Origin of the sequence: Actinoplanes sp. M2I2 (assembly GCF_023544445.1) — a bacterium.
In the GTDB taxonomy this organism is placed as follows: Bacteria; Actinomycetota; Actinomycetes; order Mycobacteriales; family Micromonosporaceae; genus Actinoplanes.
In genome coordinates this window covers 118,827-141,654 of the sequence record NZ_JALPVJ010000004.1, presented here as the reverse complement: position 1 = coordinate 141,654, position 22,828 = coordinate 118,827, and the positions used below count along the sequence as shown (strand labels likewise).

The window sequence follows — 22,828 nt, the reverse complement described above, 5'->3', positions numbered from 1 at the left end:
TCGGCCGAGGGTTCGAGCCGGATGGGAGTGGAGAGCCTTACGCCGGGCCGCTGAGGGCGCCGTAGAGCCAAGATCCGGGGTGGGTAAGAGTGGTTGGATGCCCGGATGCGGCAGCGTGGCTCTGAGCGGGTCGCGTTCCTCGCTCGGCGGCGAGCCGGTACGGCTCAGTTTTGAGGGGGTAAGCCGTACCAGCCGTACCAGCCGTACCAGTGCAGGTCAGAGGCGGTACGGATCTTGGGGTGGTACGGCTCAAGCCGTACCAGTGGCATCTTCGTCGGGTGGCGGGGGCATCTCGTCGAGGGTGGCTTGGTACGGCTTGAGCCGTACCACGTTGTCAAGCCGTACCGCCTCTGAGCTGGGTTGGTACGGCTGGTACGGCTGGTACGGCTCCCCCTCGGGCACTTGATCGGCGGTTTCGGGGGCGTAGCGGTGCCAGGCGTCGCGGAAGTCGGCGCGGCGGTAGCCCTTGACCTGCCCGGTCGGTGGCGGGAAGCGGATCGTCTCGGGCCGTATGTCGTACTCACGCAGCAACGCGCCGAGCTTGGCACCGGAAAGGCCGGCGCCGCCGTACTCGGCCCACGGCGCTTCCGGGTCGGCCTTGAGCCGTTCCATCAGGGCCGCGGTGGGGATTGCGTCGAACGGGCCGAACGCCGTCCGGCAGTCGATCAGTAGCCGGAGCCGGTCGGAGAACTCGGTGTCGCCCTCGCGGGCGGCGGTGAGGGCTTGCGCGGCTCGCCGGCCGCGGTCGGGCCAGTTCCCGCCGGCGAGGTCGGCGACGGCGATCAGCGGTTCCCAGGTGTCGGCGGCTCGGTCTTCCAGCGGCATCTTCGGCTCGGCCTGTTCCAGCTCCACGAGGTTGGCCCGGAGCCAGGTGGTCAGGTCGGCGGCGAGCTTGCGCAGGGCCGGGCCGTCGCGGCGCTGCCGGTAGGGTGCCACCTTCTCCGTGGTGGTGCGGCGGCGCATTTTGACGACTACGGCGCGGTCTTCGATGGTGTCGGGCATCTGCCCGATCCCGGCTAGGGCGGCCATGGCGAACGTGGCGATTTTCTCGACCTTGTTGGTGGCGTTGTTCCAGCGGATCGTGGGCCGGTTGCGCTGGTGACCGGCGTTCAGCAGACCGCGGAGGTCTTCGTTGGTCTCGCCCGCTTTGGCGCCGAAAATCGTGTCGGCCTCATCGAGCAGGATGGTGGGCGGTTCGCCCTCGCCGATCGAGCGGTACACCGCGGCGGTGGAGGCGTTGACGGTGATTAGCGGGTTGTAGCAGGTGCCCTCGACCACGTCGAGTAGCCGGGACTTCCCGCACCGCTTCTCTGGTGCGCGGATGACCAGCCGGGCGGCGTGCGCCCATGCCGGCTGGGCGTGGGTGGCGGCGATCCACAGCACGACGGCGTCGATGGCTTCGGGCGCGGGCAGGATGACGTATCGGGTGATGATGGCGTGGAGTCGATCGAGGATGGCCGCGCCTTCGTTGGCGCGGTCGGCAGGGTCGGTCATGCGGCGAGCCCTTCTGTGGCAACGGATTCGGCGCGGAATCCGCCGGTGATGGCGGCATGGGTGTCGCGGTCGCTTTGCCCGGCGGCCCGGCCCGCGGCGTAGAGCGCGGTATGGGCGTCGGTGGCGGTGAGTGCTCCGGCGGCGACCATCCGGGCCACGCCGCGGGCGGCGCCGTAGAGCGTGTTGCGGCGGCGGCCTTCGGGTGCCCGGGTGACGGCGTCCAGGTGCGCGGCGAGCAGGGCGGGCGGTGATGAGATGCCCCGCCCGTTGCTCGTCTCGGTTGGGCCGGCTGCCGGCGGCGCGGGCGCCTCGGTCGGGCGGCAGGCGGCGAGCAGCGGCGGGGGCATCTCAATCACTGGCCGGTCACCGACCCACCGGTACGGCTGGCGAGTGCTCGGGTGGATCGAGGGCGGGGCGACGACGTAGCCGCCGTCGGCCTTGAGGTCGATGCCCGGGTGGCCGTGCAGTTTTGCGGCGAGGGTGCCGCCGGGGTGGCGGTAGTACAGGTGCCAGCCGCCGGAGCCGGTGCGCACGCAGCGCGTTGGCGGCATCAGCTCGGGCAGCACCGTCCCGCCGTTGCGCGGGTCGATGTCGACCACTGCCAGACCGGAGGCGGTGCCGGTGCGGATGGCGAGCAGGCCGGCGGGTACGGCGCGGTGCATGGCGGTGATCCGGTCGGGGTCGCGGGTCGCGGCGTAGAACCCGTGGCAGGTCAGGCACTCGCACGTTTCGGGGTCGTGGCTCGGGTCGGCGTCGGCTTTGGGGCAGGCCGGGCAGTTGGCGACGGGGCGTTTCGTGCGGCCGAGCAGGAACACGGGGTAGCCCTCGGCGGCCAGCGCGAGCGCGGCGGCCAGCAGTGGGCCGGTGTCGGGCATGCGCACAGGTCCTTTCAGGGGATGAGGCGGCGGAACGCCGTCCGCTATGGCTTGCAGGCGCCCGGAGGGCGTGCGCCGGGCGGTCAGCGCGGGAACCTCGGTCGGGTATAGCCGGGTGAGCGGCGCCCGTCGGCCGAGACGCTTGAGTAGTTCCGTGTTGTCGCCGGCGGTCATCGGGCAGGCGAACAGGTCATGGATGCGCACCATGGCGAGGCCGTAGGCGGCGTTCAGCGCGGTTCCGGTCATCAGGCACCGCCAGCACTGCCACCGGTCCACCGTGGTGGCTGTGGCGGGTTCGCAGCCGGGGTGCCGGTCGTGCCCGCCGGCCGCCGCCGCGGGATGCAGCGGGACCCCGCAGCCGGCCGCGCATGCGATGGGCAGGGCGGCGGAGCCGCTCATCAGGCTGCCTTGAGCTCGGCCGTGCTGCGGGCGGGCAGGTGGCGGCGTAGCTGCTGGCCGAGGTGCTCGGTGTAGGCCGGTGGGATGGACTCGCGTAGCCCGTCACGGTTCATCCAGGGCAAGCCGAGGTCCCGGCGTACGTACGGCACGTTCGAGAAGTTGCCGACGGCGTGGTACCAGTCGCCGTCGGCCAGCGGGCGGCCCATCTTCACTGTCGGCCCGTCGCGGTAGTCGTGCGGCGGTGCTGTGAGTGCCACGTTGGATTCGAACTGGCGGTGGCGGTAGGTGTGCAGGCCGAACATGGCGCCGCAGAGTTCAATTGGGTCGATCAGCGGGTCGTCATCGTCGCCGTCGGGTGGCACGTTCTCGATCACGTATGGCAGGCCGGTGGCCTGCATCAGGGCGCGGGTGGGGGCGATCAGGGCAGGGTGTTCGCGGCCCCGGATCTTCTGGCAGCGGGTCTTGCGCTGGCAGGGCGGCGAGCCCGTGACCACGGTGTACTCATAGATCTCGCCGGTACGGATGAGCTGGCGCAGGTAGGCCAGGGCGTCGGCCTGGATGAACCGGTACGGGTAACGCGGCTGCGGGTCCTTGTCGACGCCGGTGACGTCGAACCCGGCTGCGGTGTAGCCGGCGGAGGCGCCGCCCTGGCAGCAGTACAGGTCCAGCAGCCGCGGCCGGCTCACCGCAGCCACCACACGGCCGTGCTGAGTACCCCGGCCAGAGCCACGACGGCGGCGGCGATCGCGGTGCGCGGCAGCCCGGCGCGGATCTCCCACCGGTACCGGCGGGCCAGCCACACCGCGGCGGTGAGGGTCAGCGCGATGACGGCGAGGCCGGTGAGTCGAGGCAGCCACCAGCCGGCCGAGCGGATGGCGAACCACACCGCCACAGCCAACGACGCGATGATCAACAGGGTGGGCAGGACGATGCGGAAGAACCATCGGATGATCTCGAAGGCGGCGAACCAGCGCCACAGCCGGCGGCCGATCTCGTAGGCGGCGCCGCGGCGTACGTCACGGATAAACGACATAAGGGACTCCTTACTGTGTGTAGAACTTCACGGACTTCACGGATTTCACGAGGTTTGCGCGCGCGGGCGCGTGCAGGCGCGCGCGTAGATGCGCTTTCAGGCGGGTGCGTGAAGTGCGTGAAGTGCGTGAAGGCGCACCCGCGGTGTGACGCTGCGTATAGCGCGGCAGGGGTGCCGCGGGGCCGCGCGGGACGCGTCAGTGCGCCCCGCGCGGCAGCGCGGTCATCAGGCAGCGCCCGCGTAGGCGGGCACCGGCTCGGGCAGGATGATCTCGTACACGCCCTTGTCATCGGAGCGGCGCAGCAGCGGCTCGGGTCCGCTGCAGAACTCCTTGAGAATCTTCGAGATGGTGGGCGGCTTGAGCCCTTCCTCGCCGACACGGCCGACGATCGGGGCGAAGTTGGACGGTCGGACCGCCCGCACCCCGTTGGCGTGGGCGTGCAGGATCGCGGTCCGGAACATGTCGCGGATCTCGGTCGGGGTGTACTGCCGGCCGTCCTCGGGGTCGAGGTCGAGCGGCACCCGCCGGCGGGCCGGGACGGTGATCGGCTCGTGCGGGTCCTCATCGGGTGGGCAGTCCGGATCGATCGGCGGCGGCACCAGATCGGGGTCGTTGTCGATGTCCGGGTCGTCGCGGTCGTCGGCCGGCTCCGAGGTGCCCCCCGGCTCGGTCGGTGCCGCGGCGGGCACCATGGGCCGGTCGGTGGTGTGTTCGCCGCGGGCAGCGAGCACTTCGAGCAGCTCGCCGATCACCGCGTCACGGTTCGGCCTGAACGTCCGGCCGGGCAGGGACCAGTCGTCGGGGTCGGTGCCGGGCAGCTCGGCGTACAGGGCGCCGGGCTTGCGGTTCTTCCAGCCCGGATCGGCGCCGGCCTCGATGGTCTCTTCCGACAGCACCCGGCCGCCCTCGGCGACGTCCCTGACGCCCATGCAGATCACCCCGCCGACCGTGGTCCGGACCGAGGTCGGCAGCCGGTCACCGGTCGCCCGCTGAATGCCGAGCAGCAGGAACATGCCGACCGAGCGGATCGACTCGGCCAGCTCGACAAGGGTGTCTTCGGCCTCGATGAACTTCGACGCCTCATCGACGATGACGACCTTGAACGGTGGGCACTTGCCGCATCCGGCGGTCCACTGCTCGTGGCCGTGACCGCCGATGACGCCGGCCCGCTTGCCGACCTCGGGGATCAGGCCGTCGAGGTAGCGCTCGCCTTCCTCGGCGTTGTGGATGAACGTGTGCATGGCGTCGCGGAACTCCGCGGGCAGCTGCAAGCCCTTGCGGCCATCGATGTAGGTCACCTCGGCGTCGACGCGCGACCGGGCTTCGGCGGCGAGGGTGAGCTGTAGCTCGGTCTTACCGGAACCGGCTTGGCCGAGCAGGATCAGCACACCGATCGCGTTACGCCCCGCCCGGCTGTCACCGGGCAGGATCAGCGGAATTGGCGCCCCGGTCTGATACACCCCGAACCGGATCGGCGCACCGATCGAGCCGCCCGGGGCGGACAGGCCCGGCCACGCCGGCGGGTTCTCGAGCATGTCCACCGGGGACACCTCCATCCGTCCGGTACGAGGGGTGTTGCGGTCGCGGATCATCCGCACCCCGCCCACCGGCACATCCAGCGCCGACGCGATCGCGGTGCGGACTTCCGGCTTGGCCATCGCGCCGAAGTCGGCGCCCGGCACCATCTCGGCGTGGGTGACGATCCGGCCCTCGATCTCCTTCGGCCGGCCCGTCGCGCCGACGTCTTGCAGCTCGCGCACCCGCTCGCCGAGCTCACCGAACAGGTTCGCGCGGGCGTCGGTGCCGTCACCGCGGAGCAGCTTGGTCACGGCCAGCAGCACCGAGGTGGTGACCATGACCAGCAGGTAGACCATCACGGAGTCGAAGGAGAACCCGCGGAAGGTCAGCACGAACAACCCACCGCACGAGCAGGCCGACATCAGCATCGACGCGGCCCGTAGCTCGATCTTGCGGGCGCGGCCGACGCCCCAGGTGCCCCAGATGATGACCGCGGAGCAGGCCAGGATCAGCCCGGCCCGCCACGCGACCTCCCACACGGTGGGGTCGGCGTAGGCGCCCCACATCCGCGAGAGCACCCCGGCCAGGATCAAATTGGCCAGACCGGCGGCCGGGGGCACGAGATACGGCAGCGGGTTGCCGCGGACTTCATACGAGGCGCCGCGGGCCAAGTCGGCGCCGCGGGTGTTGCGGGTCTGGCGGGCCATCAGGCGGCCTTCCGATCCTTGCGGCCGCGGACGGTGAAGTCCGACGCGCCGGGCTGTTCGTCGTCCAGGGCGATCAGGAACGCCTCGAACCGGTTGCGGCACACCCGCGCATACGCGGCGACCGCGAGCATTTCGTCAGCGGACTTGATCAGCGGGCGGGCGACCTGCCGGCCCCAGAACTTCGCCCGCATCCGGGACAGGCCGTTACGCCGGCCGTAGCGTTCGATCTTCATCCTGACCATGCCGGCCAGCTCATCGATCTCATCGTGACCGGCGATGCCGACCTGCCGGATACCTTCCAGCAGGTTGAGCAGGTCTTCGTCGTCGCGGATCTCCACATCCGGGATCAGGCGGTGTGCCATCACACGTCCTTCCAACAAGAAACGGGGCTACGTAACGGATGCGAGGCGCGGCCCGTGCGTGCGGGGCCGCGCCTCGATGCAGTGCGGGTGGGGTGTGGGCGGGATCAGTAGCGCTCGGCGTAGAGGCGACCGGTCTTGGTGGCCTTGACGACTACGGCGCTGTTCCACAGCTCGCCGCCGCCGGGCAGGACGAGCCTGAAGCTGCCGGCGTACCGGGGCCGGGCGTTGCCGAGATCGATCGGCTCGTCGGCGGTTATGGCCTCGATCAGGCCCGCGCGGTGCAGTTCGGCGAGGTCTTCGAAGGCGACCATGCCGAGCAGGTAGCTCAGGGTCAGGCCGATCCGGGCTTGACCGACCGAGCGCAGCACGCGGTGCGGATCGTCCCAGTACCAGCTCTCGCCGGCCTTGGACAGTCGCACGTGAATCGACCGGCGGTAGGTCTTGATCAGACCCGGCGTGAGATCGAGTTCCTCACCGTTCAGCTTGGCGACAACCAGGCCCCGCTCGACCAGGTCGCACAGCGCCTCGGGGCTGACTTCCTGGCCTTTGATCATGTCGTTCAGGCGTGCCCGTTCGCCGCACAGGTAGATCAGGCGACCCAGGACGCGCCATTGCTCGGGCTGCAACTTTCTCATCAGACGGTGCTCTCCGATCCGTTGATGGTGTTCGGATGTGCGAGGGGGCGAGGGCTTGGTCAGCGAGTGGAGCCGATCGAGCGGCGGTCGCGGCCGGCCGCGGCGGCGGCGCGCTGGCGCTGGGTGTCGGCGGCTCGGGCGTTGTCCTGATCGCGCTGGATGTCCGCGGCGGAGCGCTCGGAGCCGGCGTGGCTCGGGCCGAACTGGTTGCTTGCCATACTGGTGACCTCCTGAAGGTCTGGTGACTGGATGGGGACCAGCGGCACGGCACGGTTTCTCAGGCCTGGTAGCCGTGCCGCTGGGCGAAATCAGTTGCGGTGCATCAGGTGCGCGAGCGCGGCGCCCATGCCGAGCACAGCGACCGGGATGCACGCCACAGCGGCGGTGATCGGCCACGGCGCCGAGGTCCAGCCGGCCGCGGCCATCAGGTGATAGGCGACCTGCCCGAGCCCTCCGAGGCCGAGCGAGGCGAGCGCTGACCACTTGGCGAACTTCCGGGCGTCACCGGCCGCGCGGCCCGACAGCCACGCGTACAGCGCGTATGCGGCGTAGGTCTCGACCCCGATCGGCAGCGTGATCGCGCTGTTCAGCTCGACCCCGTCGGCGATGCCGGGCAGCAGCTTGACCATGCCGAACCCGGTCAGCCGGCCCATCTCGACCCAGCCGCCCCAGATCGCGACGAACGCGGGCAGGCACAGGATCAGCACCGGCCACACGATCGGCTTACGCCGCGGCGCGGCCTCCACCGTGGCGGCGGGCACGTCGTCAAGGTCGGCGGGGACCGGTTCCGCGACCGGGCTGTCCTGCGGCGTTGCCGTCGGCGCGGGCGGGTTGTCGAGCAGGTCGTGGGCGGCGAAAACCTCGGCGAGGTCGATCACCGGACCTGGTTCTGTGGTGGGCTCGCTGTCCGGGACCGGCGGGTCTGCCGGGCGGTCGAGCAGCGGCGCCGGTTCGTCGTGCGCGGTGATGACCGGGGTCAGCGCGGGCGGGGCGGTGAGCGCGGCGAGCACGGCGCGGGCCTTCGGTGTGCCGACCCGCAGGGCCTTCTTCAGCCGGTTCTGCGAGGGGATCTCGCCGAGTTCGGCGGCCAGGTCGCGGGCCTGCGGGATGAGGTCTTGAACGTCGGGCGGGTAGGCGCTGTGGGTCAGGGTCGGTGCGGTCATGCGGCAGCCTCCGAGGGTGCGCAGGAAAGGCACTCGCCGAGCGAGCGCGGGATGACGTAGGGCCGCACACGGCGGCAGGTCGGGCAGGTCCGGCGGGCGCGCATCGCATTGGCGAGCGCGGCGCGCACGGCCGGGGTGGCGGTGCGTTTGGGCCGGGCCAGGTCGAGGCGGTAGAGGTAGGCGGCTCGGGTGCCACCGACGCCCTGCCAGAGGACTTGGGCGGCGATCGGGTGACCGCCGGGGCAAAGACCGCGTTCGCGTAGCTGCCGGCGAGTGGCGTAACCGGTCGGGGCGCCCTGCCACCAGAAGGTGGGGATGCCGTACCGGGCGCCGTCCGGGTCATGGAACGCGGCCCGGATGCGGGCCATCAGGCCGCGCGGCGCGGGCTCGGCATGCGGGTCAGCCGGGCCACGTGCGTGAACGTCTCGCGGATCACCGCGTGCTCGGCCCGCCGTACGCGGCGAGCGTCCAGCTCGCTCACCCGGCCGCGGTCGATCGCAGCCAACAGAGTGATCTCGGCGTCAAGCCAGGTCAGCTCGGCATCGATCAGCGGTTGCTCGGACTCGATCGCGGCCAGGTCGGCAGCGGTCGGCTCGGTGTCAAAGTCGTGATCCCTCACGGGAGGTTCCTCCAAGTGGAGGGTCAGCGCGGCGCCAACACAGCGGCTGATACCGCGCTGACCAGGCGGAAGTAGAAGTGAGTGCATGGATGACCAGCGCCCATGCGCGGCGACCTTTTCGGGGTTCCGACCCGGGGGAGGTGCGACCCACTCGGCTCTGTTGAGTTCTCAACCAACAAGCGCGCGGCGGGCCGGTCACGAACGGAGCCGCCGGAGCCGCTTCGCCGTGCCGGTTGCCATCCGGCTGTGATGGATGCAACCTAACAACTGATAGGTTTACGGGTCAACTGTTATGGCACACAAGCCCGTTGAGCTGCTGGAACAGCGCTCTGAAGTGATCACAACTGTTAGGTGCTGATAGCCTGACCACGTGAGTTACGCCAACCAAGAGATGAGGGTGGGCCGGGATGACTTCCGATGAGCCACGGCTTTCACGCTCGGAAGCGCTGCACGTTCAAGTCGCTCGGCACATCCGCAACGACATTGAGGCCGGCATCCTCCGGGACGGCGAGACTCTCAAGTCAACTCGCGAACTCGCCTCGAAATGGGACGTGAGCGTTTTCACCATTACGGAAGCCATGAAGTTGCTTGCGGCAGAAGGGTTGGTTGAGAATAAATCGCGTTCAAAAAGGGTTGTACGCGCGCCGGAATCACCGCGGCAGCGTGTCGAATTGAGAGTTCGCAACCCGCGAGTTATTTTAATCGGTGGATATGCGGGTAGCGGCAAGACTGAACTAGGTCGAATTCTGGCCCGCCAGACTGGTTGGTCCATGCTCGATAAGGACACGCTCACGAGGCCAGTCCTCGAAGCTGCTCTAGAAATGCTCGGGCTTTCGCCACACGATCGCGAGTCTGACGCCTACGTCACAACCATGCGTCCGCGAGAGTACGAATCCCTGATGGCCGCGGCTAATGAGAATGTATCTTGCGGTAATAGTGTGATTGTCACGGCGCCGTTCATCCGCGAGTTCTCGGAGAAGGCATGGCTTGATCGCACTGAGGCGATGTTCGCAGCGCTGAACGCTGAGGTCTCGGTGGTCTGGGTCTACTGCGACATCAAGTCGATGCACCAGTACATCCGCCACCGCGGCGCGGCGCGGGACGGCTTCAAGCTGAACGACTGGAAGGGCTACGTAAGTTCAATCAACCTCGACTTCCGGCCGCCAGTTCCTCATCACGTCGTGAGCAATTGCACGTCAAGTTCCCCACTCCAGAAGCAGGCGGCCGACCTCATCACTTCGATTCTGGGCGGTGGCGATCCTGCATGAGTGTCGGAATTCTGATGTACGGTCCGCCCGCGTCAGGTAAAGACACCGTCACGAAGGCGCTTACGGAATCTAATCCGCTCTACCGGCATTTCCGTCGACTAAAAGTCGGAGGTGGGCGAACGGACGGATACCGGATAACGAGCCCCGAAAAGATCGCCGACCTGAAGTCCACGGGCGGTATCGTCTGGGAGAACGAGCGTTACGGGGCTAGCTACTACGTCGACCAACCATCGCTCGCGCAGGACTTGTCGGAGGCGTGTCCGGTGTTACATCTCGGCCAGCCGGCCGCCATTCACGCGGTGACGGAAGCATTTCCCGAAACGCGCTGGGTAATCGTCCAACTATGGTGTCCGAGGGACCTTGCCGAGCAGCGTGTCATTCAGCGGGCTACGGGCGATGTAGCTGAACGCATGGCGATTTGGGATGACACCGAGCACGTGCCAGCCACCATCACCATCGATACCGCGACGGTCTCACCGGGTGGAGCCGCCCGCCAGATTGATCAAGCCGTGCAGAGGGAAGATCCGTGGGCAACCTTGTCCTGGGAGGCGCGGCGCAAGGCTGCCGTCAGCCTCCGGCCGCTGTCTGAGCCAGAGTGGCGGCAGGGACGTTGATGCGCCCGTACCGCGGAGCGGAAGTTGAGCCGGAACGGCGACGGGGAGCTGGTCTCAGTTCTGGTCTCGTTCGCTGCCGTCCGCGACTGTGCGGTCGGTACCGCACAGCATCCTCACCCGCTCGTCACGGACGGTGCCGTACTCCTGCGAACGTCGCCTCACAGACCTCGAAAGCGTGTGAGGGTGCAAGCCCTCCAAGGGTTCAAATCCCTTCACCACCGCCACCAGTCCGGCGGCTCCGTAACTACGGAGCCGCCGGACTTGTTTCTGCCGTCGGCTCGGTCGTGTGCCGGTCCCCCTGCGCGGATTTTCCGTGGTCCCTCCGCGTCCCTCCGCGGGTCCTTTGCGGTTCCTCGGGCGGCGGTGACGTTGGGTGACCTTGCGTCGTTCTCCTCCAAGATCACATATCGCCAAGGTAACGGGGCCGTTTCGTCCTTCGGGGGTGGCCATCGCCACCTGGTTTGATGACGCAAAGTAGCGGTGGGAGGACGGCTCAAAGACCTGCGCTGTAGCGCAAGTCACGTAGAGGAAAACCACCGGATCAGACAATGCGCTTTTAACCACCTGGTGAGAAACTTTCACAAGATAGCCCTGCGCCGATGCCTGCTAACTGTCCTAGATTTGACTGGTGAGAGTTGACAGTCACTGGTGGAATGGTGACGTCCGGCTTGCGCGCCGTGACGTCTACGTCCGCACCGACGGCCAGGCCTGGGAAGTGGAAGCTCAGATGGGCGGACCCGAGGGCAAGTCGAAGGTGCAGCAGTGTCCAGGACGGGCCTCGGCCATGATCCTGGCGGACGCGTGGCGTGGACCACGCTGGCGGTGGCGCAAGCTGTAATTGCGCCAGGAGCCCAGGCTGCGCCGCACGCTTGACTTCATCGGCCAGCCGAACTTTTCAACGGGGGCCGGATCCTTTGGGGATCCGGCCCTCGCTGCGTCCGACCTCGTTGCGTCCGCGCCTCGGTGTCCAGCCCTGCTGCGTCCGGCCTCGTCGCGTCTGGCCTCGTCGCCCAGCCTCGGTGCGCCGGCCCCTTGCGCGCGGCCCCGTTGCGTACGTTCCGGCGGACCGATTGTCCGGGAGCAATTGTTGCCGCAGTTCTAGCCTGGGATGCCATCACCATCGCCAGGAAGCGATTCCCATGCAGTCCTCCGTTACTGATCACCGTAGTGACATCGCCGTTCTCCACCTTCGCGGCGAGCTGGACGCGGACACCGCGGGCCAACTCCACGCGACCCTGGCGGAGCTGCTGGAGCGACCGGTGCCACGCATAGTGGTCGACCTGAACGACCTCAAGTTCTGCGACTCGGTGGGTCTGAGCGCCTTCATCACCAGCAAGCAGGTGATCACAGCGCGTGGTGGTTGGCTCAGCTTCGCCGGCGCCAACCCGTTCCTCAGTCAGTTGATGGAGACGGTCGGTCTCAGCCGATATTTCGCCATTTTTCCGGAGGTCGACGACGCCATCGCCGCCGCTCAGCTCTGAGCTTTGCAACTAGAGCAGTGCAAGACCGAAGCCGGGCCTGAAGGGCACGGCTTCTCGTCGTCTCCTAGCTCGTCGTCTCCTAGGAGGAAGTGAAGAAGCGCACTTCCGAGTACTCCCGGGTGGGGCCGGCGAGCAGTGGTTGAGGGCGGTGCCGAGGTACTTCTCCAGGAAAGCAGTGACGTAGGCCCGGGTGATCTGGCCGGCGCGGGCACCGGAGTTGGTGGAAATCGGGGCGCCGGCCTGGTCGGACAGCACCGCGAGATCGGTGAAGGAGTTGTGCACGGTGCCGGTCACCCCGAGCCAGTGCCGGGCACCGCGCAATTGCGTCCAGGTGCCGGTCCAGCTCGGATCGCTGCCCGGGCCATGGTCCTGGTTGCCGACCATCAGGAACGGCCGGCGCAGGGGCCGGGTCGGGGCGGGGTGGAACGAGCCGTCCAGGTTCACCCCGGCGTCCACCCGGTGATCGGTCAGCATCGTGGCGAGCGCGCTCGCCCCACCGATCGAGTGGCCGGCCATCGCGATCCGGGCCGGGTCGATCGCCTCGCCGCCGGACCAGGCCGAATGCCGGGCGAGTAAACGGTCCAGCACGAACGAGACATCGCGGGCCCGGCCGGAGGTGATCTTCGCCGCTACAGGTGCGGGATCTTCGCAGACCGAGCAGGTGGCGACGCGCCCGTCCGCGAAGCTGATCCCGGCGGCCTCGTAGGTGTGATCGATACCGGCGACGACGTACCCCCGGCTGGCCAGCTCCTCGGCCAGCCCGGTGAGAGTCGCTCGCGAGGAACCCAAGCCGGGCGAGAGCACGACCAAGGGAAACCGGTGGCGGCCACGCTGCGGCGCGGCGTCGTCCCGGGCGTGGGTGACAACGGTGGTCAGAGCCTCGGGTGGAAAGGCAGTGCCCTGCAGGGTGAGCCGGGACTCCGCCGCTGTCATGTAGGGGGCGGGCCGTCCGGTGGCCCGCTGGGCCGGATACCAGATCGAGACCATCAGCTCCCGCCGCTCGGCCGGCACCCAGGGGTCGGCCCGATGACGGTCGACCAGGTCGAGGACGACGCGGCCGACCGGGACGGGGCCGGTCGGAGCCGGCAGCGCCAGGGCCGGGACGGTACTGGTGGCCGGGGCACCGGCCCCGGCGGCCGCCCGGACCGGTCCGGCGATCGCGGCCGGGTGCCTGACTCCGGGAGGCGGAGACGGAACCGCCCGGGGAAGCCCTGTGACGGAGAAAGACGTAGGGCCGGACCATCAGGTCCGGCCCTACCACGTTTGCTCAGGGAAGTGTTTGCCCAGGTGAGCGGTGCGGAGGATACGAGATTCGAACTCGTGAGGGGTTTCCCCCAACACGCTTTCCAAGCGTGCGCCCTAGGCCACTAGGCGAATCCTCCGTCAGCCAGGATACAGACGAGTGCGTGTCCGCAGACGCAGGGTCCCTGCCCGCGTCGCCCGGGCGCCGGGTAAGCTTTGGACAGCCTCTCGTGCGGCGTGCATCTCGTGAACCTCCCCAGGGCCGGAAGGCAGCAAGGATAAGCGGGCTCTGACGGGTGCACGGGAGGCCCTTTTTTGCCCTCCCACCACCCCAGCGATACCGGGGTTGGTTCTTGTCGTACCCCCGACGGACAATGGCGCGGTCGTCGAGGAGGGGCTGGAGTGGCACTCGCGCTATACCGCAAGTACCGGCCGCGCACGTTCGCGGAGGTCATCGGCCAGGAGCACGTCACCGAGCCGTTGTCGCAGGCTCTGCGCAGCGGCCGGCTGCACCACGCCTATCTGTTCTCGGGTCCGCGTGGCTGCGGCAAGACATCCAGTGCCCGCATCCTGGCCCGCTCGCTCAACTGCGAGCAGGGCCCGACGCCCGAGCCGTGCGGGGTGTGCGGCTCCTGCCGCTCGCTCGCCAACGACGGCACCGGGTCGATCGACGTCATCGAGATCGACGCGGCCAGCCACGGTGGCGTCGACGACGCCCGTGAGCTGCGGGAAAAGGCGTTCTTCGCGCCGGTCAGCAGCCGCTACAAGATCTACGTGATCGACGAGGCCCACATGGTCTCGCCGGCCGGCTTCAACGCGCTGCTCAAGCTCGTCGAGGAGCCCCCGGATTATGTGAAGTTCATCTTCGCCACCACCGAGCCGGAAAAGGTGCTCGGCACCATCCGGTCGCGCACCCACCACTACCCGTTCCGGCTGATCCCGCCCGCGGTGCTGCGTCCCTACCTGCAGCAGCTCACCGACGCCGAGGGCGTCCAGATCGAGCCGGCCGTCTTCCCGCTCGTGGTGCGGGCCGGCGGCGGCAGCGCGCGCGACACGCTTTCGGTGCTCGATCAGCTGATCGCCGGCGCGGGCCCCGAGGGGGTCAGCTATTCCCGGGCGGTCGCGCTGCTCGGGGTCACCGACGTCACGCTGCTCGACGAGATGTGCGACGCGCTGGCGGCGGGCGACGGCGCGGCGGCCTATTCGACGATCGACCGCGTGGCCGAGGCCGGTCACGACCCGCGCCGGTTCGCGTCCGATCTGCTCGAGCGCTTCCGCGATCTGATCGTGCTGCAGCAGGTGCCCGACGCGGTGTCCAAGGGCCTGATCGACGGCCCGGCCGACCAGCTCGAGACCATGGGCGCCCAGGCAGCGCGGCTCGGTCCGGCGACGCTCTCGCGGTGCGCCGACATCGTGCACAACGGCCTGGTCGAGATGCGCGGCACGACGGCGCCACGCCTGCTGCTCGAGCTGGTCACGGCCCGCATGCTCCTGCCCGGCGCCGAAGACTCGACCGGCGCGCTGCTGCAGCGTCTCGAACGCATGGAACGCCGAATGTCCCTCGGCGGCGAGCCGCTGCCACAATCCGCGGCCGGGGAGCCGATCGCCGCTGCGCCGTCGGGGGCTGCCCTCCCGGCCGACGGCTCCACGCTGTCGGCCGGCGGCCCCGCACTGTCGGGTTCCGCTTCCGCATTGCCGGACGCGGTCGAGGCCGGTGCCGGAACGGCTGACGGCCGTGGCCGCTCGGCGGCGCGGGCGGCTGCCGCGGCTGCTGCGCGGCGGGCTGCGGGCAGCGGCGGGCGGCCGGCTGCGGCGCCCGTGAGCGCGGCCCCGGTCTCTGCCGTGGCTGCGCCGGTCAGCCCTGCGCCGACCGCCTCTGGGCAGGCGGACGGGGCTGAGGCCATCGACTGGAACGACGTAGCGGACGGTTCGGCCGGGTCGGCGACAACTACCACGGCTGCGGGCCACGGCGCGCCGGTCTCCGAGCCTGCGACACACCAGAGCGAGCCGGTCTCCGCGACTGCGGCGGGCCAAGGTGGGTCAGACTCCGTGCCGGCGGCGGACCAGGGTGCGACGGTCTCCATGCGTGCGGCGGACCAGGGTGCGTCAGTCTCCGTGCCTGCGGCTGACCAAGGCGAGCCGATCTCCGAGCCCGATGACGACGAACCGCCGTGGGACGACGAGCCCGAGCCCGCCACCGCGGCTCACCCTCACGGGTCCGAGGCGACCGCAGATGTCTCCGCGTCGACTGCTGCTGACGTGTCCAGCGCACAGACGCCAAGCCGTCCTGCCGACGACGAGGCGCTGACGCCACGTGCCGAGCCGGTTGTCGACGCTCAAACGGCACGCCGGCTCGAACCTGCCGCCGACGCTACCGACGCCGAAGCTGCTCCGGCGCACCCGGACGAGTCTGGTGCTGCGTCTCAGGGCGGCGCTGGTTCTGGTGCCGCTCTTGTGGGCGCCGGGTCTGAGAGCCACGCCGAGTCCGAGAGCCGCGCCGGAGCGGAGAGTCAGGCCGGGCTCGATGCCGCGCCTGCGGGGCGGGGTGGGCCGTCGGGGGCTTCGCCTGGGCGGCGGGGTGAGCCGGCCGGGGTGTTGCCGGATGCGCCTGAGGAGCCGGGCGCCGCGGCGGTCGAGGCTGTTGCGGCTGGGCCGGGGCAGTTGACGGCGCAGGCCATTCGGCAGGTGTGGCCGGAGGTGCTGGCCGAGGTCAGGAAGCAGCCTCGCGGCGTGGTGCTGCGGGCGATGGCTGCCGACGCCACTGTGCGCGAGCTGGACGGCGAGACGGTGGTTCTGACCGTGCCGTCGCCGCGGCACGCGCAGGGGATCACTCAAGGGGCGGCGCTCATCGTCAACGCGCTCTACGAAGTGCTCGGTGGTCAGTGGCAGGTTCGCTGTGAGGTCGCGGGAGCCGCGGGGGCGACGCCTTACGGCTCCGCGCCCGGGGGTGGCGGACGAGGCCGTAATCAGGCCGCGCCCGGCCAGCGGCCCGACTCGGGTGGGCAGCGCCCAGCTTCGGCCCGGGCTGCTACTGCTCCGTCGGGCGTCGATCCTTCCGGTGCGGCGCCCTCCGGCGCGGCGCAGCAGGCGGCTCAACCCGCGGCGGCCGGACGAGCTCCGCACACTCAACGACGTCAGCCTGAGGCTCCGTCCTCCGGCAGCGACGACGAGTGGCCGGAGCCGGTTCGACCGGGCGGCCTTGCCACCGCCTCGCCGGCGGCGGCCGAGGACGACGACGAAGACTGGCCCGAGGTGCGCGCGATCCCGTCGAGCCCGGCCCAGTCTGACCAGTCCGGCTCGCCGGCCGGGTCTGACCAGCTGGGCTCGTCGGCCGGCTCGGACCAGTCCGGCTCGTCAGCCGCGCGAAATCCGTCCGGTTCGCCGGCCGGGCAGAGCCAGTCCGGCTCGTCGGCTGCGCGGAATCCGTCCGGTTCGCCGGCCGGGCAGAGCCAGTCCGGCTTGTCGGCCGAGCGGGATCAGTCCGGCTCGTCGGCTGCGCGGGATCAGTCCGGCTTGTCAGCCGCGCGGGATCAGTCCGGCTCGTCGGCCGCGTCCGGCCAGGCGAGCCCGCAGGCTGGAGCCGACCGTGCGAGCCTGCCTGCTCGGTCGGAGCACCGAGACGGCATGGGCCAAGCCGTTGATGGGTCGGCTCCCGGCGGCAGCGCGGCTCTGAGCGGCGCCGACCCGCAGGCGGACAATGCGGTCAGGGGCGCCGGCGTCTCCGTCGATGCCACCAGCGGTGTCGGCGCGGCCGGTCAACGGCCGGACGATTCCGCGGTGAGTGCCGCACCGAGCCGTGACGTCGGCGGCGAGGGTCAGGTCGGCGGCGCCTCGGGCTGGGAAAGCGGTGTCGAGGGGCGCTCTGCCGCCGCGAGCGGAGGCTCGGCGAACGTTGACGCGGCCGGCGGCTGGAATCAGCAGGGCGGAAGTAGCGGCGCTACCGCCTCCGGCCAGACCCCGACCGTCGACGCCGCGAGAGTTGGGCCTGATGGCTCCGGCTCGGGTGCAGCCGGCGTCGGGATCGGTGCTGTGGGGTCGGCTGGTGCCGGGTCGGGTGGATCCGGAGGCGGGGCCGGCGCTGCGGGATCAGGTGATGCGGGCTCGGGTGGGTCCGGTGCTGTGGGGGCGGGAGCCGCGGCGGCTCGGGCGGGAGTCAACGCTGCCCGGGCGGCCGGTGCGGCGCGGGGAGCCGCTGGATCGGCGGGCGGCGGTGGCCAGGCCGGCGGGGGTATGGCGGGTGCCGGACGCAACGTCGGGCCGGGGAGTGGTCTGGCCGCGGCGCGGGCGGCCGCTGCGGGGGCGCGTGGTCCTTCGGGGGCTCGGCCGGGGGCCAAGCCGGCGAACGAGGCTTGGGCCGATGGTTCGCCCACCGAGGAGGCGCCCTATGACCCGGAGTTCGACGGGCCGCCGTCAGGGGCGAAGTTCGAGGGCTTCGACCCGGGTGACGAGCCGCTGGACGACGTGATCGACGAGAAGACCGCGCGCGAGAGCAGTGAGCAGCTGGCGATGCGGCTGCTGCAGGAGGCCTTCGGCGCCGAGAAGATCGGCGAGAGCTGACGACGGACCCGATCGCAGCCTCCTGATCGGCGCAGTGCACGGCTCACCCAGGGCCCTGTGCGGGGCCGCGCACGGCCTGGCGGGGTTCTGGGTTGGGCCGCGCACGGCTTACCGAGGTTCTGGGCGTGGCCGCGCACGGCCTGCCGGGGTTCTGGGCGTGGCCGCGCACGGCCTGGCGGGGCTTTGGGCGTGGTCGCGCACGGCCTGGCGGGGCTTTGGGTGGGGCCGCACACGGTTTAGCGGGGCTTTGGGCGTGGCCGCGCACGGCCTGACGGGGCTTTGGGCGGGGCGGCGCACGTGTCGAGGCTCTGGGCTGGCCGCGGTTGCCTGTGACGACAGGAAAGCAGGCACCCCTACGCGGTGCGATCAGCCGGCGCGGCGGTTCGGCCGCCACGGCGTCGGGGTCGTCGGTGGCAGGGCTGTGAGCTGAGGGGTGACGCGGCTGCGGGGGTGAGGGTGTCGGGAGTGGCTTGTGGTGTCGTCTGTGCGGGTGGCGGCTACGCTGGGCGGCGGTCGCGTTCGCCCGGTGGTGGTCATCGACGGGCTTCAGCGTTGTTCAGGACTTCGAAGCGGATATGAGGAGCGGTGCCATGCGCCCGGGCGGACAGCCGAACATGCAGGAGATCATGAAGCAGGCGCAGAAGATGCAGCAGCAGGTCGCGGAGGCGCAGGCTGAGCTGGCCGCGGCCGAGCTGACCGGCACCGCGGGCGGTGGGCTGGTGACTGTCGTCGTGACGGGTCTGGGTGAGTACAAGTCGGTGCGGATCGACCCCAAGGCCGTCGACGCCGACGACGTGGAGACGCTGGAAGACCTCGTGCTCGCCGCGATCCACAACGCCGCCGAGGCGCAGCGCGAGCTCACCGAGGAAAAGATGGGGCCGGCCACCGGTGGCCTGAGCCTGCCGGGGTTCTGATCGCGTGTACGAAGGCGCCATCCAGGACCTGATCGACGAGCTGGGGCGGCTGCCGGGCGTCGGCCCGAAAAGCGCCCAGCGGATCGCCTTCTACGTCCTGTCCGCGGACCCGGCGGACGTCAACCGGTTGTCCACCGCGCTGCGCAAGGTGAAGGAGCTGGTGCGGTTCTGCACCACCTGCTTCAACGTGGCCGAGTCGGAGCAGTGCCGGATCTGCCGGGACACCCGCCGCACCAACGAGGTGCTCTGCGTCGTCGAGGAACCCAAGGACGTCGTGGCGATCGAGCGGACCGGGGAGTTCCGGGGCCGCTACCACGTGCTGGGCGGGGCCATCAACCCGCTCGAGGGCATCGGTCCCGACAATCTGCGCATCCGCGAGCTGCTGATGCGGCTCGGCACCGGCGAGGTCAAAGAGTTGATCCTCGCCACAGACCCGAACACCGAGGGTGAGGCCACCGCCACGTACCTCGCCCTGATGATCAAGCCGATGGGCATCGCCGTCACGCGGCTGGCGAGTGGTCTGCCGGTGGGTGGTGACCTTGAGTATGCCGATGAGATCACTCTCGGTCGTGCCTTCGAGGGGCGCCGGGCAGTCTAGGCGCACGCAGGGTGATTGTATGGTCACAAGGCGATAGCATTTTGGCCCGGAATCGCTGCTTGCAGGGGATCTACGCGGTAGTTTCCGTTTGGTCGGAGCCGCAGGTCACGGTCACATCACGGCGGGGACACGGAACCGGACGTGTGCGGTCGGTGAACTTGACCTGAAGCCCCGCATTAGGTGAGTGTTCCTTCCGATGGCGGCACACCCGCCGTCGAGTGCCCTCGTGGCGTGGGTCTGATCTGGCCGTTACGCGACGAGGGTCGGCACTCGAGGCATGCGATAACCGATCGGTTGCCGTTCGCTGCGTGGGCCATCGCCCTCCGGTCTCGCGGGTTCTTCGCCGAACCCTGCACTCCGGTGGCCGTGGACTCATGCACGTCCGGCCCCCGGGAGAGGACCGGCGCGTAGATGTCGCTAGGCCCAGAGGCGTCGATCGCGGATGAGACGACGGCGCCTACTGCCGACGCGGCCGACGATCGTGGCGATAAGGCGATCACAGGTCGATCGCTCAAGCAGATCGCCTGGCGTCGGCTCAAGAGGGACAAGGTGGCGATCGCCGGTGGCATCGTTGTCATCTTCCTGATCGTCGTCGCCATCCTGGCCCCGGTGCTCAGCAAGTGGTTCGGCCACCCGATCGACGAGTACCACATCGATCAGATCGACCCCACTTTCAGCACCCCCATCGGCAAGCTCGGCGGCATCAGCCGCGAGTTCCTGCTGGGCGTGGAGCCGACCTCCGGCCGGGACATCTTCAGCCGGATCCTGTTCGGCGCGCAGACCTCGCTGTCGGTCGCGTTCCTCTCGGCGTTCGTGTCCACGATCATCGGCACGATCTTCGGTCTGGCCGCCGGCTTCCTCGGTGGCTGGGTCGACACGGTGATCAGCCGGATCATGGACTTCCTGCTCGCGTTCCCGCAGCTGCTGTTCGCGATCGCGCTCGTCTCGGTGCTGCCCGACTCGTTCCTGGGTCTCGGTGACCGCTGGTCGCGCGTGTTCGTCCTCGTCGGGGTCATCGGCTTCTTCGGCTGGCCCTACATCGGCCGCATCGTCCGAGGCCAGACACTGTCGCTCCGGGAGCGGGAGTTCGTCGAGGCCTCGCGCAGCATGGGTGCCCGCTCCGGCCGCATCCTGTTCAAGGAACTGCTGCCCAACCTGGCCGCCCCGATCCTCGTCTACGCGACGCTGATCATCCCGACCAACATCCTCACCGAGGCCGCGTTGAGCTTCCTCGGCGTCGGCATCCCGCCGCCGAACCCGTCCTGGGGTGGCATGTTGTCGGACGCGGTGACCTTCTACTCGATCGATCCCATGTACATGATCATTCCGGGCGGAATGATCTTCATTACGGTGCTGGCCTTCAACCTCTTCGGTGATGGCCTGCGCGACGCGCTCGACCCGAAGGCTCGCTGAGCCGGCAGGGCCGTTACCACCGCATTTCCCGCGGACCGGCCGGGTTCGCTGTTCGAGAGGTAGGAGAACAGGTGGCAAGCAAGACAAGGGTGATGGCGGCCGCTGGGCTCGCCGTCGCGCTCGGGCTGACCACTGCCGCGTGCGGTGGGGGCTCGGACAGTGACAACAACAACAATGGCTCCTCCGGGGGCGCGGCTGGTTACGACGCCGCTATCACGAGCGTGGTCAACCCGAGCACCACCAAGGGCGGAACCCTCAACCTCTGGTCGTCGCAGGATGCCGACTCGTGGGACCCGGTTCGCGGTTACTACGCGTTCGTCTGGAACCTCAACCGTCTCTACACCCGCAAGCTGGTCGACTACGCGGCCACCCCGGGCAAGGACGGCCTCAAGCTCGTCCCCGACCTGGCCACGGCCGAGCCGGAGATCAGCGCCGACAAGCTGACCTACACGTTCAAGCTGCGCGACGGCATCAAGTTCGACGACGGCAGCGCGATCACGTCGAAGGACATCAAGTACGGCATCGAGCGGGTGTGGGCCAGCGACGTTCTGTCCGGCGGCCCGGTCTACCTGCCCGGCGTGCTCGACCAGGGCCAGAACTACAAGGGCCCGTACAAGGACACCGACCCCAACAAGCTGGGTCTGAAGTCGGTCCAGACGCCGGACGACAAGACCATCACCTTCAAGCTGGCCAAGCCGAGCGGTGACTTCCTGTACCTGCTGGCCATGCCCGGCTCGGGCCCGGTACCGCAGAAGCGGGACACCGGCGCGCAGTACGGCTCGAAGCCGGCCGCGTCCGGCCCGTACATGTTCAAGGAGATCAAGCCCGGCAAGAGCGCGTCGTGGGTGCGGAACCCGAACTGGGACCCGGCCTCCGACCCGATCCGCAAGGCGCTGCCGGACGCGATCAACCTGACGATCACCACCAACGCCGACGACCTCGACAGCCGCCTGCTGGCCGGCACCGCGGACCTCGACGTCGGTCAGGTCGGCGTGCAGGCCGCGGCCCGCACCAAGCTGCTCAGCGACCCGAACCTGAAGAAGAACGCCGACAACCCGGTGTCCGGCTTCCTGCGGTACGCGGGCATCACGTCCGTCGCGCCGCTGGACAACATCGAGTGCCGCAAGGCCGTGATCTACGCCGCCGACCCGACCGCGCTGCAGGCGGCCTTCGGTGGCCCGCTGGCCGCCGGCGACATCGGCACCAGCATGCTGCCCGGGAACATCGCCGGTTCGGACCCGAACTACGACCCGTTCAACCGCAAGCAGGGCAAGCCGCAGGTCGACAAGGCCAAGGAGGCCCTGACCGCGTGTGGCAAGCCGAACGGCTTCGACCTGACCATCACCGCTCGCAACAACCGGGCGCAGGAGGTCAAGGCGGCCGAGGCGCTGCAGGCTTCGCTGAAGGCTGTCGGCATCAACGCCAAGATCGACCAGTACGACGGTGCGCAGCAGGCGTCGATCACCGGCTCGCCGGACAACGTGAAGAAGAAGGGCTACGGGATCATCATGGCCGCCTGGGCGGCCGACTACCCGACCGGCTCCGGCTACATGCAGCCGCTGGCGGACAGCCGCTTCATCCCGGCCAACGGCAACTACAACCTGCCGGAGATCAAGGACAAGGCCATCGACGACCTGTTCGACCAGGCCAACCTTGAGGCCGACCCGGACAAGGCCGCCGAGCTCTACAAGCAGATCAACACGAAGATCATGGAGGGCGCTTACTACCTCCCCGTGGTCTCCGCCAAGGCGCTCAACTACCGCAACCCGCGGCTGACGAACGTCTACATCCACGACACCTTCGGCCAGGTCGACTTCCAGGCCCTCGGCGTCAACGACGGCAAGTAGTAAGGGCAAGGCCGAACCGTCCACAGGTATTTCGAAGGGTTGGTGAAGGCCGCCCGTGAGGGGCGGGCACCGGATCCGCGTGATCCGG

The 22,828-nt window shown here is 69.4% G+C and carries 20 protein-coding genes, 1 tRNA gene, 1 other RNA gene and 1 pseudogene; 10 read left to right on the top strand and 13 right to left on the bottom strand.

Features of this window, described 5'->3' with window-relative positions; genetic code table 11:
- Window positions 1–249: 249 nt before the first annotated feature.
- The 11 genes from HJC40_RS08560 to HJC40_RS08510 all read right to left on the bottom strand — a co-directional run bounded on the left by HJC40_RS08560 (window position 250) and on the right by HJC40_RS08510 (window position 8,806).
- Window positions 250–1,494 (bottom strand): DUF3631 domain-containing protein, encoded by a 1,245-nt coding sequence (locus HJC40_RS08560; RefSeq protein WP_249999983.1) that lies wholly within the window; start codon window positions 1,492–1,494, stop codon window positions 250–252.
- Window positions 1,491–2,768 (bottom strand): bifunctional DNA primase/polymerase, encoded by a 1,278-nt coding sequence (locus HJC40_RS08555; protein ID WP_308200872.1) that lies wholly within the window; start codon window positions 2,766–2,768, stop codon window positions 1,491–1,493. The genes HJC40_RS08560 and HJC40_RS08555 overlap by 4 nt, the downstream gene beginning before the upstream one ends.
- Window positions 2,768–3,454, bottom strand: coding sequence for a DNA methylase (locus tag HJC40_RS08550; RefSeq protein WP_249999979.1), 687 nt, complete (start codon window positions 3,452–3,454; stop codon window positions 2,768–2,770). The genes HJC40_RS08555 and HJC40_RS08550 overlap by 1 nt, the downstream gene beginning before the upstream one ends.
- On the bottom strand, window positions 3,451–3,801 hold the full coding sequence (locus HJC40_RS08545) for a hypothetical protein (protein WP_249999976.1): 351 nt from the start codon (window positions 3,799–3,801) through the stop codon (window positions 3,451–3,453). Before HJC40_RS08545 ends, HJC40_RS08550 begins: the two co-directional genes overlap by 4 nt.
- Window positions 3,802–4,026: 225 nt before the next feature.
- On the bottom strand, window positions 4,027–6,027 hold the full coding sequence (locus tag HJC40_RS08540; RefSeq protein WP_249999974.1) for a hypothetical protein: 2,001 nt from the start codon (window positions 6,025–6,027) through the stop codon (window positions 4,027–4,029).
- Window positions 6,027–6,389: a hypothetical protein gene (locus HJC40_RS08535; protein ID WP_249999971.1), complete on the bottom strand. Its 363-nt coding sequence runs from the start codon at window positions 6,387–6,389 to the stop codon at window positions 6,027–6,029. The genes HJC40_RS08540 and HJC40_RS08535 overlap by 1 nt, the downstream gene beginning before the upstream one ends.
- A 104-nt stretch (window positions 6,390–6,493) precedes the next feature.
- Window positions 6,494–7,024 (bottom strand): hypothetical protein, encoded by a 531-nt coding sequence (locus tag HJC40_RS08530; protein WP_249999969.1) that lies wholly within the window; start codon window positions 7,022–7,024, stop codon window positions 6,494–6,496.
- A gap of 59 nt (window positions 7,025–7,083) precedes the next feature.
- Entirely contained in the window at window positions 7,084–7,242 is a 159-nt protein-coding gene (locus HJC40_RS08525) for a hypothetical protein (RefSeq protein WP_249999966.1), read from the bottom strand.
- Between the two features lie 90 nt (window positions 7,243–7,332).
- Window positions 7,333–8,187 (bottom strand): ABC transporter permease, encoded by an 855-nt coding sequence (locus tag HJC40_RS08520; protein ID WP_249999964.1) that lies wholly within the window; start codon window positions 8,185–8,187, stop codon window positions 7,333–7,335.
- Entirely contained in the window at window positions 8,184–8,555 is a 372-nt protein-coding gene (locus HJC40_RS08515) for an RRQRL motif-containing zinc-binding protein (protein ID WP_249999961.1), read from the bottom strand. The genes HJC40_RS08520 and HJC40_RS08515 overlap by 4 nt, the downstream gene beginning before the upstream one ends.
- Window positions 8,555–8,806 carry a DUF6284 family protein gene (locus tag HJC40_RS08510; protein ID WP_249999958.1) on the bottom strand — a complete coding sequence of 84 codons (252 nt, stop codon included), beginning with the start codon at window positions 8,804–8,806 and terminating at the stop codon, window positions 8,555–8,557. Before HJC40_RS08510 ends, HJC40_RS08515 begins: the two co-directional genes overlap by 1 nt.
- A 407-nt stretch (window positions 8,807–9,213) precedes the next feature.
- Here HJC40_RS08510 and HJC40_RS08505 point away from each other — a divergent pair, with 407 nt between their 5' ends.
- The 4 genes from HJC40_RS08505 to HJC40_RS08490 all read left to right on the top strand — a co-directional run bounded on the left by HJC40_RS08505 (window position 9,214) and on the right by HJC40_RS08490 (window position 12,169).
- Window positions 9,214–10,074 carry a GntR family transcriptional regulator gene (locus HJC40_RS08505; protein WP_249999956.1) on the top strand — a complete coding sequence of 287 codons (861 nt, stop codon included), beginning with the start codon at window positions 9,214–9,216 and terminating at the stop codon, window positions 10,072–10,074.
- Window positions 10,071–10,688 carry an ATP-binding protein gene (locus HJC40_RS08500; protein ID WP_249999953.1) on the top strand — a complete coding sequence of 206 codons (618 nt, stop codon included), beginning with the start codon at window positions 10,071–10,073 and terminating at the stop codon, window positions 10,686–10,688. Before HJC40_RS08505 ends, HJC40_RS08500 begins: the two co-directional genes overlap by 4 nt.
- A gap of 628 nt (window positions 10,689–11,316) precedes the next feature.
- The gene (locus HJC40_RS08495) at window positions 11,317–11,526 is read left to right on the top strand and encodes a hypothetical protein (RefSeq protein ID WP_249999950.1); all 210 of its coding nucleotides are present in this window, start codon (window positions 11,317–11,319) and stop codon (window positions 11,524–11,526) included.
- 301 nt (window positions 11,527–11,827) lie between these two features.
- Entirely contained in the window at window positions 11,828–12,169 is a 342-nt protein-coding gene (locus HJC40_RS08490) for an STAS domain-containing protein (protein ID WP_249999947.1), read from the top strand.
- A 9-nt stretch (window positions 12,170–12,178) separates the two neighbouring features.
- Here the strand turns inward: HJC40_RS08490 and HJC40_RS08485 are convergent, their stop codons facing one another.
- Window positions 12,179–13,180: a hydrolase gene (locus tag HJC40_RS08485; protein ID WP_249999945.1), complete on the bottom strand. Its 1,002-nt coding sequence runs from the start codon at window positions 13,178–13,180 to the stop codon at window positions 12,179–12,181.
- A gap of 286 nt (window positions 13,181–13,466) precedes the next feature.
- A tRNA-Ser gene (locus HJC40_RS08480) sits at window positions 13,467–13,551 on the bottom strand.
- Window positions 13,552–13,630: 79 nt separating this feature from the next.
- On the opposite strand from HJC40_RS08480, the gene ffs reads away from it, so the two are divergent.
- From ffs to HJC40_RS08450, 6 genes and pseudogenes are all read left to right on the top strand, one after another.
- Window positions 13,631–13,727: signal recognition particle sRNA small type (gene ffs / locus HJC40_RS08475), an RNA gene on the top strand.
- A gap of 86 nt (window positions 13,728–13,813) precedes the next feature.
- Window positions 13,814–15,430 (top strand): annotated as a pseudogene (locus HJC40_RS46575) (DNA polymerase III subunit gamma and tau); the annotation flags it as partial.
- A gap of 3,128 nt (window positions 15,431–18,558) precedes the next feature.
- Entirely contained in the window at window positions 18,559–18,882 is a 324-nt protein-coding gene (locus tag HJC40_RS08465) for a YbaB/EbfC family nucleoid-associated protein (RefSeq protein WP_249999940.1), read from the top strand.
- A 4-nt stretch (window positions 18,883–18,886) separates the two neighbouring features.
- On the top strand, window positions 18,887–19,480 hold the full coding sequence (gene recR, locus HJC40_RS08460; protein ID WP_249999937.1) for a recombination mediator RecR: 594 nt from the start codon (window positions 18,887–18,889) through the stop codon (window positions 19,478–19,480).
- Window positions 19,481–19,891: 411 nt separating this feature from the next.
- Window positions 19,892–20,893 (top strand): ABC transporter permease, encoded by a 1,002-nt coding sequence (locus tag HJC40_RS08455; protein ID WP_249999933.1) that lies wholly within the window; start codon window positions 19,892–19,894, stop codon window positions 20,891–20,893.
- Between the two features lie 71 nt (window positions 20,894–20,964).
- Entirely contained in the window at window positions 20,965–22,740 is a 1,776-nt protein-coding gene (locus HJC40_RS08450) for an ABC transporter substrate-binding protein (RefSeq protein WP_249999930.1), read from the top strand.
- The last annotated feature ends 88 nt before the right edge of the window (window positions 22,741–22,828 follow it).